The organism is Porphyromonas gingivalis ATCC 33277, from assembly GCF_000010505.1.
Lineage (GTDB): Bacteria > Bacteroidota > Bacteroidia > Bacteroidales > Porphyromonadaceae > Porphyromonas > Porphyromonas gingivalis.
On the sequence record NC_010729.1, the window covers coordinates 1,839,059 to 1,856,587 of the forward strand.

18 protein-coding genes are annotated in these 17,529 nt (G+C 50.2%); 5 read left to right on the top strand and 13 right to left on the bottom strand.

What is annotated here, in order from left to right:
* Positions 1-19: 19 nt before the first annotated feature.
* Entirely contained in the window at positions 20-214 is a 195-nt protein-coding gene (locus PGN_RS12440; protein ID WP_080504426.1) for a DUF1661 domain-containing protein, read from the bottom strand.
* A 24-nt stretch (positions 215-238) separates the two neighbouring features.
* Positions 239-1,324, bottom strand: a complete 1,086-nt coding sequence (locus tag PGN_RS07825) for an IS5 family transposase (protein WP_012457427.1) — start codon at positions 1,322-1,324, stop codon at positions 239-241.
* A 400-nt stretch (positions 1,325-1,724) separates the two neighbouring features.
* On the opposite strand from PGN_RS07825, the gene PGN_RS07830 reads away from it, so the two are divergent.
* Entirely contained in the window at positions 1,725-4,385 is a 2,661-nt protein-coding gene (locus PGN_RS07830; protein WP_039417398.1) for a dipeptidyl-peptidase 3 family protein, read from the top strand.
* 12 nt (positions 4,386-4,397) lie between these two features.
* Here PGN_RS07830 and serS read toward each other — a convergent pair whose 3' ends face one another.
* The 3 genes from serS to rplU form a co-directional block, all read right to left on the bottom strand.
* On the bottom strand, positions 4,398-5,669 hold the full coding sequence (serS, locus tag PGN_RS07835; RefSeq protein ID WP_012458431.1) for a serine--tRNA ligase: 1,272 nt from the start codon (positions 5,667-5,669) through the stop codon (positions 4,398-4,400).
* Between the two features lie 99 nt (positions 5,670-5,768).
* A complete protein-coding gene (gene rpmA, locus PGN_RS07840) occupies positions 5,769-6,026 on the bottom strand; it encodes a 50S ribosomal protein L27 (protein ID WP_004584800.1) in 258 nt (85 codons plus the stop codon).
* A gap of 27 nt (positions 6,027-6,053) precedes the next feature.
* On the bottom strand, positions 6,054-6,371 hold the full coding sequence (gene rplU / locus PGN_RS07845) for a 50S ribosomal protein L21 (RefSeq protein WP_012458432.1): 318 nt from the start codon (positions 6,369-6,371) through the stop codon (positions 6,054-6,056).
* Positions 6,372-7,097: 726 nt separating this feature from the next.
* Between rplU and PGN_RS07855 the strand changes: the two genes are divergently transcribed.
* Genes PGN_RS07855 through PGN_RS07870 form a run of 4 tightly spaced genes read left to right on the top strand, consistent with a single transcriptional unit; the run spans position 7,098 to position 10,136 of the window.
* A complete protein-coding gene (locus PGN_RS07855; protein WP_012458434.1) occupies positions 7,098-7,637 on the top strand; it encodes a DUF4199 domain-containing protein in 540 nt (179 codons plus the stop codon).
* The gene (locus PGN_RS07860; RefSeq protein WP_026292048.1) at positions 7,637-8,587 is read left to right on the top strand and encodes a glycosyltransferase family 2 protein; all 951 of its coding nucleotides are present in this window, start codon (positions 7,637-7,639) and stop codon (positions 8,585-8,587) included. Before PGN_RS07855 ends, PGN_RS07860 begins: the two co-directional genes overlap by 1 nt.
* A complete protein-coding gene (locus tag PGN_RS07865; RefSeq protein WP_004584795.1) occupies positions 8,587-9,126 on the top strand; it encodes a nitroreductase family protein in 540 nt (179 codons plus the stop codon). Before PGN_RS07860 ends, PGN_RS07865 begins: the two co-directional genes overlap by 1 nt.
* Positions 9,123-10,136 (top strand): FAD:protein FMN transferase, encoded by a 1,014-nt coding sequence (locus PGN_RS07870; protein WP_012458435.1) that lies wholly within the window; start codon positions 9,123-9,125, stop codon positions 10,134-10,136. Before PGN_RS07865 ends, PGN_RS07870 begins: the two co-directional genes overlap by 4 nt.
* A gap of 214 nt (positions 10,137-10,350) precedes the next feature.
* Here the strand turns inward: PGN_RS07870 and PGN_RS07875 are convergent, their stop codons facing one another.
* The 8 genes from PGN_RS07875 to PGN_RS07915 form a co-directional block, all read right to left on the bottom strand.
* Positions 10,351-10,923 (bottom strand): electron transport complex protein RnfA, encoded by a 573-nt coding sequence (locus PGN_RS07875; RefSeq protein ID WP_005874209.1) that lies wholly within the window; start codon positions 10,921-10,923, stop codon positions 10,351-10,353.
* A 24-nt stretch (positions 10,924-10,947) separates the two neighbouring features.
* Positions 10,948-11,538, bottom strand: a complete 591-nt coding sequence (locus PGN_RS07880; RefSeq protein WP_004584791.1) for an RnfABCDGE type electron transport complex subunit E — start codon at positions 11,536-11,538, stop codon at positions 10,948-10,950.
* Entirely contained in the window at positions 11,535-12,212 is a 678-nt protein-coding gene (locus PGN_RS07885; protein WP_004584790.1) for an RnfABCDGE type electron transport complex subunit G, read from the bottom strand. Before PGN_RS07885 ends, PGN_RS07880 begins: the two co-directional genes overlap by 4 nt.
* On the bottom strand, positions 12,209-13,192 hold the full coding sequence (locus PGN_RS07890; RefSeq protein ID WP_004584789.1) for an RnfABCDGE type electron transport complex subunit D: 984 nt from the start codon (positions 13,190-13,192) through the stop codon (positions 12,209-12,211). The genes PGN_RS07885 and PGN_RS07890 overlap by 4 nt, the downstream gene beginning before the upstream one ends.
* Positions 13,193-13,207: 15 nt before the next feature.
* A complete protein-coding gene (gene rsxC, locus PGN_RS07895) occupies positions 13,208-14,539 on the bottom strand; it encodes an electron transport complex subunit RsxC (protein ID WP_004584788.1) in 1,332 nt (443 codons plus the stop codon).
* A gap of 35 nt (positions 14,540-14,574) precedes the next feature.
* Positions 14,575-15,447, bottom strand: coding sequence for a Fe-S cluster domain-containing protein (locus tag PGN_RS07900; protein WP_012458436.1), 873 nt, complete (start codon positions 15,445-15,447; stop codon positions 14,575-14,577).
* 9 nt (positions 15,448-15,456) lie between these two features.
* A complete protein-coding gene (locus PGN_RS07905; protein WP_018964242.1) occupies positions 15,457-15,879 on the bottom strand; it encodes a SoxR reducing system RseC family protein in 423 nt (140 codons plus the stop codon).
* Positions 15,880-16,235: 356 nt separating this feature from the next.
* Positions 16,236-17,528, bottom strand: coding sequence for a tetratricopeptide repeat protein (locus PGN_RS07915; protein WP_012458438.1), 1,293 nt, complete (start codon positions 17,526-17,528; stop codon positions 16,236-16,238).
* Position 17,529 lies beyond the last annotated feature (1 nt).

The window sequence follows — 17,529 nt, forward strand, 5'->3', positions numbered from 1 at the left end:
AACGGGGAGAAAATCGAGTTTACGCTCGAGAATTGTTCCACCCAACGCCCCTAAAAACGTGGCGCGAGATTTTTTTCGTTTTGGCGCGAGAGAGACCTTTGCAAAATAAGGAGATGGAGGGAAGAGGAGTTCTTGGCATAAAAGGAGCGAGTGAAAGGGGTGGCAGTAAGGAGTGAAAGTAGTTGTAAATCCCCCCTTGAGGAGCTACTTGCACGAGCTCCTCAAGGGGGGTTATGCCTTATCCTACGGATGAGGACATAATTATCCCCGGGGTTCTGTATAAATTAAAGGCGATGCTTTCAAGAATGTTTTGAGTATGGGTCTTGGCAAGTCCCCGGTATCGACATCGTCCGCCATGAAACCACCGGCGAATACTGCCAAAGGTGCGTTCGATGGTGCTCCGTATCGGACCGATTGCTTTGTTTCGTTGCTTCTCTTCCTCGGTCAATGCCCTGTTGCGTTGTGCCTTGTGCATGATGCCGTCTTGAAGGTGATGGGTTTGCAGGTAGGAACGATTTTCCCCGCAAGCATATCCTTTGTCCGCCAAGACGGCTGTACCTTGAGGTATGTTTGCACCCTGCAATAGCGGAATAAACTCCTTCGTGTCACTGCGGTTCGCTGCTGTCGTTATCACCTTTTGAACAATGCCTTGAACATTGGTCAGACAATGCTTTTTGTATCCGTAGTGATAACGCTTTTGTTTGTACACCCAACGGGCTTCTTCATCCGTCCCTTTACGCTGACGGACAACCTGTTTTTGATAATCCTCCTCTGCCTCTTTTTCCGCCTCGCTCCGATTGTCTTGCCTGTCGTCTGCGACTTCAATCGTAATGCTTCCGTTGGGTTTATGCGGCGTCTCCACAAGGCTTGCATCCACAAGCACCCCTTCCCTGACCGAAATGTGATGGCGGGAAAGTTGTTTGTTAAACTGCGCCAATAGTTTGTCCATGAGACCCAACTCTGTCAGTGCCGAACGAAATCGACTGATGGTGCTGTGGTCGGGAGATACCTCTTCCATCTTCAGCCCCAAGAATCGGGAAAAGGTGATTGAATCATTGATGCGCTCCTCCAAAGCACAATCACTGAGGTTGTACCATGTCTCCAAAAGCAACATCTTGAATAAGAGAATCACGTCATAAGCCGGGGCGCCGATGGCATTTTGTCGCTTCGTGTATTTCTTGTTGATCAGCGTCCTGATCGGACGCCAATCGATAAGCGTGTCAACCTGATTGAGGAAGTCGTTTTGTGCTTTGCGATAACGCTTTGAAAGGAGTGCGTCTGCAAATGTTACATGCTCATCGGTATTCTTGGATTGGTATGCCATGGGAGGAATATTATGCTGTTTTTAACACTCAAATATACAAAATAACTCCCTATTACACAATGAATTAACAAACAAAATACACACCAATCGCCGTGCAAAGGTCTCGAGAAGGAAAAAATTTACGCGCGAGAACGAAATAGTTTTGGTTCGTGTTTTCAGGAAAACACACGCCACAATCTGCTCATTTACGGTTCGTAAATCGCGAACGAAAATGTGCGAAGAAAAGGAAAGGATACTTCTCATGTATCGATTTTTCAGTCGGGTTTTGAGTATGCCGTATCGGATCGGTCTGTGGCTATGCTCCGCTTTATTCTTTGCCTTTGTCCTAAATTTGCACCACGTGGTTTTATACGGGAGAGAACTACTCCCCTCCCCTACTGACTCAAAGCCCCCAATCACAATGACAAAAGAAACAACCCAACACCGATCGGGAGAGCGCGTAGCCCGATTTGCAGATATAGAAGTACTCAGCTATCGAGCCGATCTCTTCGGCACATTGACCCCTAAGCAGAGGATGCTTTGCTACCACCTATCGGAAGCAGCCCTGCGAGGACGGGATATTACAACCATACAGAACTGCCGCTACAACCTCTGGGTACGCAGTCTGATGGAGCGTATTTACACCCATCTTAGCAAGTCAGAACGAACCGACGACTTTGCCCTGCTGGAAGAATACCTCTTCTGTATCTGGTTTGCCAACGGCATTCACCACCATTACAGCGGAGCCAAATTCATTGCCCGTTTCAGTCCGGAGTTCTTGCGAGAAGCCCTGAGAGTGACGGGCGTGGAGCTGGAGCCGGAAGAGCAGGCACTCTTGGAGCGCGTACTGTACGATACCGATTTTCTACCCAAACAGACCGAGCAGAGCGGCGAAGAGGATATTATCAAGGCTTCTTCGGTCAATTTCTATGCACCGGGTATCACCCGAGCCGAAGCGGAAAGCCATTACAAAAACCTGATAGAAGCTCTTCCCGAAAACGAGAGAAGCTGTCCGCCGAGCTTCGGACTGAATACCCGTCTGATCCGTTCGACTTCGGGCGAATTGAAAGACGAGGTTTGCTGTATAGACGGATTGTACAGCCCGGCCATAGAAGCTGTAGTCGCTTCCTTGGAGGCTGCCATACCATACACTGAGAACGAGGAACAGGCCGCATGCATACGACTGCTGTGCGACTATTACCGCACAGGAGACGTCAGGCTGTACGACCGGTTCTGCATTCGCTGGGTGGAAAACAATCGTACTCGGATCGATTTTATCAACGGATTCACCGAAGTATATGCCGATCCGATAGGCATACACGGCAGTTGGGAGGGACTGGTACACATGCAGGACGAAGAAGCCGGCAGACGTACGCGCATCATCAGCGAACATGCCGGTTGGTTCGAAGCACATTCGCCGATTGACGCACGTTTCCGCAAGAAGAATCCCCATGGTATATCGGCTACGGTGGTCAATGTACTGACCATAGCCGGCGACAGCTATCCTGCCACACCGATAGGAATCAACCTCCCGAATGCCGACTGGATTCGTGCCGAACACGGATCCAAGTCCGTCACTATCGACAATATCACGGATGCATACAACCATGCCGCGCGAGGGACAGGTCTGTACGAGGAGTTTATCCCCGACGAGGAAGTACGCAGACACGTAGAGCTGCATGCCGACCTAACGGACAGTCTCCACACCGACCTGCACGAATGCCTCGGACATGGCAGCGGACAGTTGCTCCCCGGTGTACCAGGCGATGCACTTGGAGAACACGCCTCCACGCTGGAGGAGACGCGCGCCGACCTCTTCGCCCTCTATTTTCTGGCCGATCCCAAAATGATCGAATTAGGCCTTTTGACCGATCCCGATGCTTACAAAGCCAACTATTACAAATACATGCTCAACGGTCTGATGACCCAACTCGTGCGTATCAAGCGAGGAGAGGAGATAGAGGAGGCGCATATGCGCAACCGTGCACTCATAGCTCGCTACGTCTTGGAGCATGCCGAGCGGCCGGGGGCTATGTCGCTGGTCTGCGAAGAGGGCAAGACGGCACTCGTGATCAAGGACTACGAAGCGGTGCGTGCGATCATTGCCGGTTTGCTGACCGAGGTGCAACGCATCAAGAGCGAGGGCGACTATACCGCCGGCAAGGCGTTGGTAGAGCGTTATGCCGTCCACGTGGATCCGCTCTTGCACGAGGAAGTACTGATGCGCTATGCCAAGCTGGATATTGCTCCGTATAAGGGATTTGTCAATCCTCGGTTGAGACCCGTATATAATTCGGAGGGCAGGCTTACGGATGCAACGATAGAATACACGGAAGGCTATGCCGAACAAATGCTTCGCTACAGTGCAGAATATAGCTTCCTGCCTACAGACAGTCCGCTTTTGCAGGAGGCACGAAGATTGCGCTCGCACCTCCGACGGGCGATGGACGGTGTACTATCGGCCAGTATGCGTGAGAAAGGACTCCACTACGGCATCAACTTTGGAGTCACTCGCGAACATCTGCTCCGACTGGCTCGCACGGCCGACGCTTCCGCTCCACTGGCCGACTATCTGTGGAGACGCGATGTAAGGGAGACGAAGATACTCGCCACGATGATTTTTCCGGCCGAAGAACTGACTCATGAGCAGGCAACGAGATTCCTCCGAGAGGCCGACAACGTGGAACTTCGCGAGCAACTGACAGCCAATCTGCTGGAGCGAATGCCCGAAGCGATCCGGAGCATCGGCCGATGGATCGAGAGCAAAGAGACTACCCCTGACATGATGACGGGAGTATTGACGCTTGCAGCCAGATTGTTTACACGCGGCATCTTTCCGGAAAATGCGCCGGCAGAGAAACTCTTAGCATTGGCCATTCTCCATCTCTCCGATGAGGAGCAGAAAACGGAGCTTCGGCGCGCTTCCGCACTTCTGCTCAAGCGGTACGGGCGAGGCTCCGCAGAACGGACAAAAAAAGTACTGTGCCTATTGCCCGAATCGAGCCAAGACACAGCACCGGTTTTGTATGAATTATGCGAAGATATCCGCTTCGAACTCGACTTCTACCCAAAGGACGAGTAAGAGAAGCGACTATCAATCGATCATCGAGAAGCCTGTATAAGGTACCAGACAGTCGGGGATGCGGATGCCATCGGCTGTCTGATTGTTTTCCAACAGAGCAGCCACGATACGCGGCAAGGCCAAGGCACTACCGTTGAGCGTGTGGCAAAGCTCCACTTTCTTATCCGCATTGCGATAACGGCACTTCAGACGATTGGCTTGGAAGCTCTCGAAATTGGACACCGAGCTAACCTCCAACCACCGCTCTTGGGCAGCCGAATAGACTTCGAAGTCGTAAGTCAATGCCGAAGTGAAGCTGATATCTCCGCCGCAGAGGCGAAGGATACGCCACGGAAGTCCCAACTTATCTACAAGGCCTTGGACATAGCCGACCATCTGATCGAGCTGTTCGTAGGAGTGTTCGGGCTTGTCGATGCAGACGATCTCCACCTTGTTGAACTGATGGAGGCGGTTCAGGCCGCGAACATCCTTGCCATACGAACCGGCTTCGCGTCGGAAGCAAGCCGAGTAAGCGGTCAGGAGAATGGGCAATTCGTCCTCGGAGAGAATGACATCGCGGAAGATATTGGTCACCGGCACCTCTGCCGTGGGGATCAGATACAGGTTGTCCGCCGTGACATGGTACATCTGCCCTTCCTTGTCGGGGAGCTGTCCCGTACCATAGCCGGAATCTTCATTGACCACATAGGGCGGCTCTATCTCCGTGAAGCCGGCGTTGCGGGCTTCGTCCAAGAAGAAGTTGACCAAAGCTCGCTGCAGGCGTGCTCCTTTGCCCTTATAGACAGGGAAGCCTGCTCCGGTTATCTTGACGCCGAGTTCGAAGTCGATCAGATCGTATTTCTTGGCCAGATCCCAATGTGGGAGCTTGTGCGTTCCAAGCTCCGGCACTGTGCCGCCTGTCTTCACACAGACATTCTCCTCTGCGGTCTTGCCTGCAGGGACAGACTCATGCGGCAGATTCGGGATAAGCAGAAGCTGTTGGCGTATAGCATTCTCCAGATCAGCTTTCCGCTCTTCCAGATGGTGGCTCTCGGCTTTCATATCGGCTACTTTCGTACGGATGGCCTCTGCCTCGCCTTTCTTGCCGGCTTTCATCAAAGCTCCGATCTCCTTGGCAATGGCGTTTTGCTCCGCCAAACGAGCATCCAGACTCTGTTGAGTTTCGCGTCGCTGTCTGTCGAGAGAGATGACTTCGTCGAGAATAGCAGCTGCATCGAAGTGCTTCACCGCCAAGCGACGGATCACTTCTTCCTTATTTTCTATGATTTGCTTGAGTGTCAGCATAGTATATCGAAAAAAACAAAAGGCAAATCTCCAAGGCGGTTACAGCCTGTAGAGATTCGCCCCCTATTTACCTAACTGTTTATTAGCGTTCTGCTTTCTTTATGATTCGGTCTTGATCGAAACGTATGAACGGTCGTTTTTCTTGCGAGTAAATACTACCACGCCCGACTTCAGTGCATACAAAGTATGATCCTTACCGATACCTACGTTTTCACCCGGGTGGTGAACGGTGCCACGCTGACGAACCAATATGTTGCCGGCCTTAGCCATTTCTCCACCATAAACTTTCACGCCAAGACGTTTGCTTTCCGATTCACGACCGTTCTTGGAACTACCTACACCTTTTTTATGTGCCATGATTGTGTTTCTGTTTTGTGGATTTGATTATGCAACGACTTCTTTCACCAGAATTTCCGTAAACTGCTGGCGATGGCCATTCAGCTTGCGGTATCCTTTTCTTCTCTTCTTGTGGAAGATCAGCACCTTATCCCCTTTCACAAGAGGAGTCAATACTTCACATACCACCTTAGCGCCTTCCACCAAAGGAGAACCCACGGCGATAGCACCATTATTATCGACGAGGAGAACCTTGTCGAATTCTACGCTTGCACCACTCTCTACATCTTTGATGTGATGCACGAACAGCCGACGGCCTTGTTCTACCTTCATCTGCTGTCCCTGAATGTCTACGATAACGTACATTACTTTCTTTCTACTAAACTTGTTAGCCCCGTATGGTGGACACACATATTCGGGTCACTTTTATGACCATACATAGGAATATCGACCGCAAAGATAGCATTTCTTATTGATATAGAATACAATGTAAAAGAACGAAAATCCAATAATCGAGACCGATAGAATCCAAAGCAAGGAGTAAAGATCTTCCTCTCGTCCTCGAAACCGTCCGAAAGAGAGAAGAATAGAAGAAACAAAATTACGAACCATTTTTCGGAAAAAACTCAAACCGCTTTTCGGGAAAAACGGAACCAAAAAAATTTCGTTGCGGCGCGTAAATTTTTCCGTTCCCACGCCAAAACGAAAAAGTTTACGCGCCACGTTTTTGGACACTGCAAATACAAAAATTTCGGTGTGTAAACTAACCGGATCAAGAAACGAGCAAGCTTCTCTTCAAAAAGCTCCTAATCTTTTGATGAAAAGCTCTTAAGCTTTTGATCGAGAAGTAAAAACTACTACTGATTATTCTCCTATATAGTATCCTCTTTTTATTCGATGAAGTCGATTTTTATCTTTGGTAAAGGGGAGGAAGCTTTTCGTATGGTTTCGATCCAAACGGAGTCGGTCGAATCGGTTTTGAGCTTACTTCAGCGGAAGCACCTGTGTATGTGGTCGTCGGAAGGGGGGGCAGATGAGTCGGACTAATGTTGTATTTTTGGCGCATGGAAAGCCGTTTTAATATAATAGTATATGGAAGATAGAAGCAATCTTTTTCGCCTCAGTGCTTTGATGGGTTTGATCTTTGGTGCATTCTGGTGTCTGAAGTACATCTGCGTGATGCTGGCATTCCGGATTCCTTTCTTGCTGCTGCTGTATATTCCGCTCACTTGTTTCGTCCCTTTTCTGGCTTATATCCTGACAAAGCGTTATCGGAACGTGCTACCGCAAGAGATGCGTTTCAGCTTTATGCATGGATGGCAGTTTTCTACTTTGCTCTATCTCTTCGCGGCTATATTGGTTTCCATCCCTCACTACTATTTCTATGCCGAGATAATGCCGGCACACATGCCCGATATTATGGCACAGCTGGAGCAGTCCTCCGGACTTATGACCCAACTCTTCGGTACCGATGAGTGGCGCGAGGTGATGGAGCAGATGCTCAAGGTGCGTCCCATGTCGCGTGTGATCAATGATATTTCATCCAACTTCTTCTGGGGAGCTTTGTTCTCCATTCCGGTAGGGCTGATCCTGAAAAGAAAGGCTGCGTCGGACAATATGCATTCGTTATGATAGATATTTCTGTAGTAATCCCTCTGCTGAACGAGGCCGAGTCGATCCCCGAACTTTTTGCCTGGATCAGGCGTGTAATGAATGAGCATGGCTATTCCTATGAGGTCATCTTCGTAGATGATGGGAGTACCGACGGCTCCTGGAGTGTGATCGAACGTTTGCGAGCAGAGCATCCCGAGGTCAAAGGGATCAAATTCCGCCGCAACTACGGCAAGTCGGCCGGTCTCCAATGCGGTTTTGCCCGCACACAGGGGCAGGTAGTCATAACGATGGATGCCGATTTGCAGGATAGTCCGGATGAGATCCCGGAGCTGTACCGGATGGTGACAGAAGGGGGATATGACTTGGTAAGCGGTTGGAAGCGTAAGCGGTACGATCCTCTGTTCAGCAAGAATCTGCCCTCAAAGCTTTTCAATGCTACAGCCCGAAAGCTGTCCGGCATCAAGCTACACGATTTTAATTGTGGTTTGAAAGCATACCGACACGAGGTAGTGGAGAATATCGAGTTGTACAACGATATGCACCGTTACATTCCATATTTGGCCAAATCCGCCGGTTTCGGACGCATCGGGGAGAAGGTAGTACAGCATCAGGCGCGTAAATACGGCTCGAGCAAGTTCGGTATCAGCCGTTTTTTCAATGGCTATCTCGATTTGCTTACGCTTTGGTTTATCAGCAAGTTCGGACGCAAGCCGATGCACTTCTTCGGGCTGCTCGGTTCAGGCATGTTCCTAATCGGCTTCATAGCTTTGGCCGTTGTCCTTGTCAATAAGTTGTCCGCTATAATCATGCATACGCAGGCACCTTTGGTGACGGATCGGCCTTATTTCTTCATCGCGCTGACGGCGATGATTATCGGCACGCAACTGTTCCTAACCGGATTTGTCGGTGAGATGATCAGCCGCCAGGCTTCGGACAGAAACAACTATAAAATAGAGAAAGAGATATAATGAAACAGATTCCTCAAGATTTTCGTTTGATAGAAGATTTCTTCCGCACGCGCAGATCTGTACGCAAGTTTATCGATCGTCCTGTGGAGGAAGAGAAGTTGATGGCCATCCTCGAAGCCGGACGCATAGCTCCTTCGGCACATAATTACCAGCCGTGGCATTTCCTCGTGGTCAGAGAAGAAGAGGGCCGCAAACGCTTGGCTCCCTGTTCCCAACAACCTTGGTTCCCGGGTGCCCCCATCTATATCATTACGCTTGGCGATCATCAAAGGGCATGGAAGCGAGGAGCGGGCGATTCGGTAGACATCGATACCTCTATCGCCATGACTTATATGATGCTGGAAGCACATAGTCTGGGACTTGGATGTACGTGGGTCTGTGCTTTCGATCAAGCTCTTTGTTCGGAGATCTTCGACATCCCTTCGCACATGACACCTGTTTCCATATTGGCTCTCGGCTATGGCGATCCGACCGTACCTCCGCGTGAGGCTTTCAATCGCAAATCCATTGAAGAGGTAGTCAGCTTCGAGAAATTATGAAACGTTGGTCAGGTTTAGCGGCCGTTCCGGGGATGATCGTTCTCGGTGCGGCCTTTTTTTCTTGCCGGAAAGCACCTGCCTATACGGTATTGCAGGGGGAGATATTCCATACCTATTATCATATCAAATATAAGGGAGAGGCAGATCATTCACAGCGAGTGGATAGCGTATTCAGAGCTTTCAATCATTCCCTTAATCCGTTCGACAGTACCAGTATCATAGCCGGAGTGAATCGGAATCTTCCGGTCAGGACTGACAGTATGTTTCGCCGGGTATTTCGTCGGGCGCAGGAGATTGCAGCCGTTTCCGGCGGTTCTTACGATATTACTTGCTCTCCACTGATCAATGCTTGGGGATTCGGCTTCGAACATAAAGAAGACGTGACTGCACAGTTGATTGATAGCATCAAGGCGTTTGTCGGTTACCGGAGGGTACGATTGGACGGCGAGACGGTTGTTAAGGATGATCCGCGCACTACGCTGAACACCTCTTCCATCGCCAAAGGATATGCTTCGGATCTGGTGGGCGAAGCCTTGGCCGCTCATGGGATCGGGGATTATATGGTGGAGATCGGAGGAGAGGTTGCTTTCAATGGCCTCAATCCTCAAGGCAAGCCTTGGCGCATAGGAGTAAGTAAACCGCAGGATGACAGTCTGGGCTTGGCGATGCAGGAGTTCGAACTCGTCGTAGAGCTTAGTGGAAAAGGAGGCTTGGCGACATCGGGCAACTATCGGAATTTCTATGTCCGGGATGGAAAGAAGTATGCACATACGATCAATCCGCTTAGCGGCTATCCTGTGCAGACGGATGTGCTGAGTGCCACAGTCATTGCTCCCGATTGTATGACGGCTGATGCCTTGGCTACTACTTTTATGGTGGTCGGTTCGGAGCGTGTTCCTGCTATTGCAGCCAAGTTCTCCGGTGTGGACTATATGCTTATCTTGTCCGATGGAGACGGTTCTTATAAGACTGTGATGAACCAAGGCTTCCGGAAACGAGTAGCCAAGTAATCGAGCCTCGTCTGTAATCCTCCAAGCCTCTGTCTTTTTCTATTCGGATCGGTACAATCTTTTAGAACGGGATCGCATCTGTCGTAACTGAACGAAAAAGATTTGGCAGACAGTTCGGGGAGATTCTCCATACGGCTAAGTCACAATAAAAAACAAGAGAGGGGGTATGCACCGCGATGGGCATACCCTCTCTCTATTTATTGTTCTTTACTCGTTAGGCGATACCGCTGAAGCCCATGAAAGCCATAGCCAATATACCGGCAGCCAAGAGTGCCGAAGGTATTCCCTTCATGGCTTTGGGGAGATTGGTCATATCGAGTTGCTCTCGAATACCTGCGAAAGTAACCATTGCCAAGGTGAAACCGATAGCCGTGGATATTGCATAGACGAAGCTCTGGAGCAGGGTATAATCCTTCTGGATAACCAAAATAGCCACACCGAGCACACAGCAGTTCGTCGTAATCAAGGGCAAGAATACACCCAGTGCCTGATAGAGGGGAGGAGATACTTTCTTGAGTATGATCTCCACCATCTGTACCAAGGCGGCAATGACCAAAATAAATGCAATGGTCTGCATAAAGCCCAATCCGAAACGATCCAAAACGAACTTCTGAATCAGGAAGGTAACCAAGGTAGCCAGTGCCAATACGAATGTCACGGCTGCACCCATACCGATTGAGGTGTCTACCTTCTTCGATACGCCTAAGAATGGGCATATACCGAGGAACTGCGACAGCACGACGTTATTAACGAAAACCGCCGCTATGAATAACATGAAAAATTCCATAATGATGCCAATTACTTAAGTGATTTATGCTTTTTTCTTCATTTTGTTCACCAAGGCAATCAGGTAGCCCAAAGCGATGAAAGCTCCGGGTGCCAACACGAAAATCAATGCTCCATAGGATTCATTGAAAACTGCAAAGTCGAAAAGCTTACCGCTACCCAAAAGCTCACGGACAATACCGAGAACAGTCAAACTGAGGGTAAAGCCCAATCCGATACCGATACCGTCGAACATGGAGTGTAGCAGACCTTTTTTCGATGCAACGGCTTCTGCACGACCGAGTACGATACAGTTCACCACGATCAACGGGATGAAGATACCGAGACTCTTGTCCAAATCCGGCATATAAGCCTTGATAAGCATCTGCAATATCGTCACGAAACCTGCAATGATCACAATAAAAGCCGGGATACGAACCATATCGGGGATGAGATTCTTGACCAAGGATACCACCATGTTGGAGCAGATCAATACAAACATGGTGGCCAGTCCCATACTCATACCGTTGATGGCCGACGTTGTCGTGGCCAACGTAGGACACATACCGAGGAGGAGGACGAATGTCGGGTTCTCCTTGATAATGCCGTTTATAATAACACTCAAATTCTTACTCATTGCGCTTCGGTATTATCTGTGTTAGTATTTATCGTAGAATCAGCCTGAGTAGTATCGACAGTTGCCTCAGTCTGTCCGGCACTGCCTTGAGCGGCTTTGAAACCTCTGTAGGCACGATCCATAGCATCCAAAAAGGCTCGGCTACTGATCGTCGCGGCTGTGATAGCATCCACTTGACCGCCGTCTTTGGAAACAGTCAGAGGAGTATCACTCATCTGTACACCACGTACATCTTGGATCAGTCCTTCTTTTTTGGCCGGCGTTCGGAACCACTCTTGCATCTTGGCTCCCAGACCGGGCGTTTCGCTGTGGCTGAGTACGGAGAAGTCGTGGATTTTGCCATCCATATCGAATCCGTACATCACAGTGAACTTACCGCTAAAGCCCTTGTCGGTATAACTTTCTACTGCGTAACCCACTATTTCCTGACCTTTTTTGGCCGGGAATACGGTGAGCTTGGCTCCATCTACATCAACTTCGAATCTCTCTTCGTACGGATTGTTGTCGAAGGCATTGACTACCTGCTTGATAGCGGTGACTTTAGCATCCACTTCCGCCTTTGCAATAGGCTCTTTCGTTATTTCGTTCATCATGCCAAGAGCAGCAGAAACAACGATACAGAAGCCCGTCAAAGAGAGCAACATATTGGGGAGTGAAGATTTTAGCTTTTTCATTTGTTCTTTCCTCCAAAATGTTTAGGTTTCATATAAGTGTTGATCAGAGGTGTCATACCGTTCATAATTAGGATGGCGAATGACATTCCCTCCGGATAAGCCCCGAATGTACGGATCACGACGGTCAGCAAACCGATCAGACAGCCGTAAAGGATCTGTCCGGACTTGGTCATCGGCGAAGTCACATAGTCCGTGGCCATGAAGATGGCTCCGAGCATCATACCGCCGGAGAACAGGTGGAACCACGGAGTGGCCGGGAAGGATGTGGGGCTGGCCAGGTGCAGAATACCTGCCAGTACGATCACAGATGCGAAGATAGACACGGGGATATGCCACGTGATAATCTTCTTGTACAGCATATAGACCAATCCGAGAAGCAATGCGATAGCACTGACTTCACCCAAAGAACCTGCTTCACCGATAAACATGTGCAGGTCTGTGGGGATATTGGCCAAAGCCGAGGTGTCGCCGCTCATTGCTGCTTTCATCAGGCCGAGAGGCGTAGCACCGGTCTCGGCATCCAGATAGGAAGTCATCTGTCCTTCGGTAGGCCAGAGAGTCATCTGGGCAGGGAAAGAGATCAGGAGGAATACACGACCGACCAAAGCGGGGTTGAAGATGTTGTTCCCCAAGCCGCCGAAGGACATCTTGCCCAATGCGATAGCTACTACTGCACCGATGATAATGATCCAAACGGGCAGGTTGCTCGGCAGGTTGAAAGCCAGCAATACGCCGGTCAAGATAGCTGAGCCGTCCATGATGGTAGGCTCCTTGCCCAACATATATTTGCTGATCAGGTATTCCACGATGCAACAAGTAAGAACGGATACTGCCGTTACGATCACCGCACCGATTCCAAACTGATATACCGACATGGCCAAGGCAGGCAAGAGGGCAATCAGCACGCCATACATATTCTTTTTGATGCTGTCTCCGCTGTGGATGTGCGGTGAAGGAGAAATGATAATTTTATTTTCCATCGCTTATTTCCTTTCTTATTGCTTACGTGCTCTTTGGATACCCATCACAGTCTTCTTGGCTTGGCGGATATAATCCAGCAGAGGACGGTTGGCCGGACAGGTGAAGCTGCACGAACCGCATTCGATACAGTCAACCACGTTGCCTTTTTCCGCTGTTTCCCAGCTCTTATATAAGGTGTCGCGCATCAGGAAAGCCGGATTGAGTCCCATCGGACACACTCCGACGCACTTGGCGCATCGGATACAGTCGCGCATAGGCTTGCGGACTGCCTCTTCTCTGTCGAGAATCAATACTCCGGAGCTGCCTTTGGTCACAGGTACATCCGGTGACAGCAGAGCGCGTCCCATCATCGGACCTCCGCCGATGATCTTGCCCGTATTCTCCGGCAAGCCACCTGCTGCTTCGATCAGAGCCGCAATAGGAGTACCTATACGAACGAGGAGGTTAGACGGACGAGACAGTTTTTTTCCTGTAACCGTCACGATGCGCTCGACCAGAGGCTTGTTCTTCTGTACTGCTTCGTACACGGCGAATACCGTACCCACGTTTTGTACTACGGCACCTGTGCTGATAGGCAAGGCACCGCTTTTTACCTGCTTGCGGATCACTGCATCGATCAGCTGCTTCTCACCGCCTTGAGGATATTGCACCTTCAACGGCATTACCTCTATGCCCGGATATGCAGTGGCCAGTTTGGTGAGGTGAACAATAGCATCTTTCTTATTATTCTCAACTCCGATGACGGCCTTGTTTACCTGAATGGCTTTCATCAGGATACTCACGCCGATCATGATCTCTTCGCCGTGCTCCAGCATAAGGACATGGTCGCTCGTCAGATAAGGCTCGCACTCTACGGCGTTGATGATCAGGATCTCAGCTTTGTTGCCCGGAGGAGGGGACAGCTTCACATGGGTAGGGAAGGTAGCACCGCCAAGACCCACAATACCGGCTGCAGAAATTTTGGCTACGATTTCTTTTGCATCCAGATTGCATTCTTTGACGATGGCTGGTGAGCGATCGATGCCCTCTTCCCATTCGTCACCTTCTACGCTAATGAAAACTGCGGGCTTGGGATAGCCGCTTGAGTCGTATACGTTATCGATCTTCAGCACCTTACCCGACACAGATGAGTGGATATTAGCTGATACGAATCCTCCGGCCTGAGCAATGATAGTCCCGACCTTAACTTCATCCCCTTTCTTGACCGTGGCAGTTGCCGGTGCACCGATGTGCTGACCAAGAGGGATGACTACCTGTGAGGGGATAGGCAACACCTCTACGGGCTTGCCTGCCGACAACTTGTTTTCGGGGGGGTGAATACCACCGATTCGGAAAGTCCTCAACATAATAATTCTATGTGGTCTTTGTTGTTATTTATTCCTTAGACAGTCTCTTGTGCCGGTGCGGTAGCTTCTGTGGCGACAGCCGGCTCCACTTTCTTCTTCGGAGGGAAGTTCAGCTCGTGGATGGCATTCGTGGGACATACTTCCACACACTTGCGACACATGCGACACTTGGTGTGGTCTATGTACGAGAGGTTGTTCTCGATGGTGATAGCCTCGAATTGGCATTGCTTCAAGCAGAGCGAGCAGCCGATACAAGCATTGCTACAAGCTTTCTTGGCGACACCGCCTTTGTCCTTGTTCACGCAGCTAACAAAGATACGGCGACTCTTAGGCCCTTTCTTCCGGAGTTCGATGATCGATTTGGGACAGGCCTTGACACAAGCACCACATGCCGTACAAGCATCCTCCACCACTTCCGGCAGCAAGGTTGTCGGGTTGATGCGGATAGCATCGAATCCGCAGGCATCCACACAGTCGCCCAATCCCAGACAGCCGAAGCTACAGCCCGTGTCTCCGCTATATAGCGAAGCGGCTACTGCACAGCTGGAGGCTCCGTCGTACAGGTTCGTACGCGGACGGGCATCGCAATTGCCATTGCAACGAACCACGGCAATCTTCGGATCCTGAGCAGCCGCGGCCATGCCGAGAATGTCGGCTATCTGCCCCATCACCGCTGCTCCCCCTACGGGACAGAGCAGTCCTTCGAGGCTTTCGGCTTTGACGCAGGCATTGGCAAAACCGGAGCATCCGGGGAAGCCACATCCCCCACAGTTGGCTTGAGGGAGTACCTCTGCAACCAGTCCGATGCGTGGGTCTTCCTTGACCTCGAACTTCTTTGCGGCCAAAAACAAAACCAGTGCACCGATGGCACCGATTGCGGCCAAAACAATCACAGTAGTAAGTATCATATTTGTTTGTTACTGATTATTTTTTCGAATAGTAAATACCAAACGTCGGCTCAGTTTGCCGTTGAATAACCGGAGAATCAGGTAGTATACTCCCAAAGCTCCCAAAGAAATAAGCGTACTCATGCCCTCGTCTAACCTCAGAATACTGATGGTGAGGACAAGCATAAGCAGCAACAAAATCAAAGGAACAATGAAAGAGAGGACGACAGCAAGACGTCCCATGGCACTATGACCTTCCAGCAAAACCCGATCACCTTCGCGGATGTCAGGTGCGGGTCCCATTACGGTGATATATCGATCTTTGCAGTCTGTAGAGGAGCAATAGCCGGCGGCATGACAACCGGCGCATGCACTTTTCTGCTGCACACATACCGTTATCTTGTCGGCTTCCACTCGGCTGACAACTCCGCTATGACTGATAATCTCGCCCATTTTAAATAGTTAGGCAAATGTGGTTGTCTTTTTGTTTGATTGTCTAAGGCGAACAACTCTAATGATGCGGCAAAAATACACAAATCTTGCTAACCCGACTAACAAAGTAGCCCAAAAACACATTAATTCTCCCCAAAAATGGGGATTCTGCGCTTCCTTTTCGAGGAGTGTGAACGGGTCGTTGTCGGAAGTTGTCGGTGGAGAAGAAACGGCACGAAGATCTCAGTCGAAACTTCTAAGAATCAAAGCAGCCGTATGGGGATGTAAAAATTTGGCAATGAGTACAAAACAATATGTTCGCCAATGATTGTCTCCATTTCGGATCGTTCCGGAGAATGAATGTATATACGTAATGTCTACGGCGTTTCCTCGTCCTCCGAATCGTCGGCTTTCAGTAGGGATAGCCTGCTCCGCGCTTCGGCCAATCGGCGGAAGCCCTCTATGTCGTTTTTCGCCGTACTTGCTCTTTCCTTGTCGAGGACACGCCGGTACATGTGGATCGCACCGGTGCGGTTGCCTGTCTTTTCAAAGCATTGAGCAAGGAGCAGGCAGGCCTCGCTGTTGCCGCTATCGTATTCTATGGCATAGCGCAGATGGGATATGGCTGTTTCCGTTCGCCCTTGTTCATTGGCGCATTGAGCGAGCATCGTATGCACATCAGTGAGTCTGTCCGTTTTCGGTTCGATCAGATCGAGCAACTTCTGCAACCGCTTTTCCGCTTCTTCCCACAGCTTTTGGCGATAGGCACACATGCCCAAGTAGTATTTGGTCAGGTAGTTTTGTTGGTAGGCAGATTCGTCGGCTCGTCTGAAGCATTCTTCGGCTACGGCCCACCTACCGGCTTTGTAGTACGCCAAACCGCAATAGAAGAGATCCTTGAATGAGGTGGGGAAATGGCCTCGACCGATAATCCGCTCATAGTCATGCAGGGCACTGTCCGCTTCCTGTAGCATCATCATGGATTCGGCATGGGCCAGAAGCACGGCCACGTTCAGCGAGTCGGTTTGCAGATAGCGTGCTGTCACCTGTTCCTGCCGGCGCGTTTCTTCTACCTGTCCGTACAGGGTAGCCAGATCAATCAGGGTAAGGAAATCGGTAGAATCCCGAAGCATCTGCTCTTCCAACAGTGCTATCGCTTGAGAAGGTTGTTGTCGTTTGTTGAGTGCTTTTGCCCTAAGGCGAATGACGGGAGGGAGCGAATCCTGCTGTAAGATCCTGTCTGTGATGACCAATGCCGTGGAATCCTGTCCGATGTGAACGAGCAGTTTGGCCAAGTCGTATCCTGTCGGAATATCGGATGTGCGCTCATAGCCTTGATGCAGCATTTCGGCTGCTGTGGCATAATCCTGCATATCCACCTGCAACGCTGCCCCCAAACGATAAGCTACCGCATCGTGAGGATCCATCCGTATGATCCTTTGGTAGACGGCAAAGGCTTCGGGATGTCGTCCCAGTTCGCTGAGAGCTTTGGCTCGGAGGTGTAGAGCTTGCTCGTCTTGCAGGCTGCAACTGTCCGCCCAAGCCAAAGCCTCCGTATAGGCCATATGGTCGATGAGAGTCTGCATTCGGCTCAATTCTTCTGTGGTCTGAGCCGTTGAGGATAGGATGGTCTGAGCAATAACAATGAGGTAGAGCAGGGGGCGTTTCATA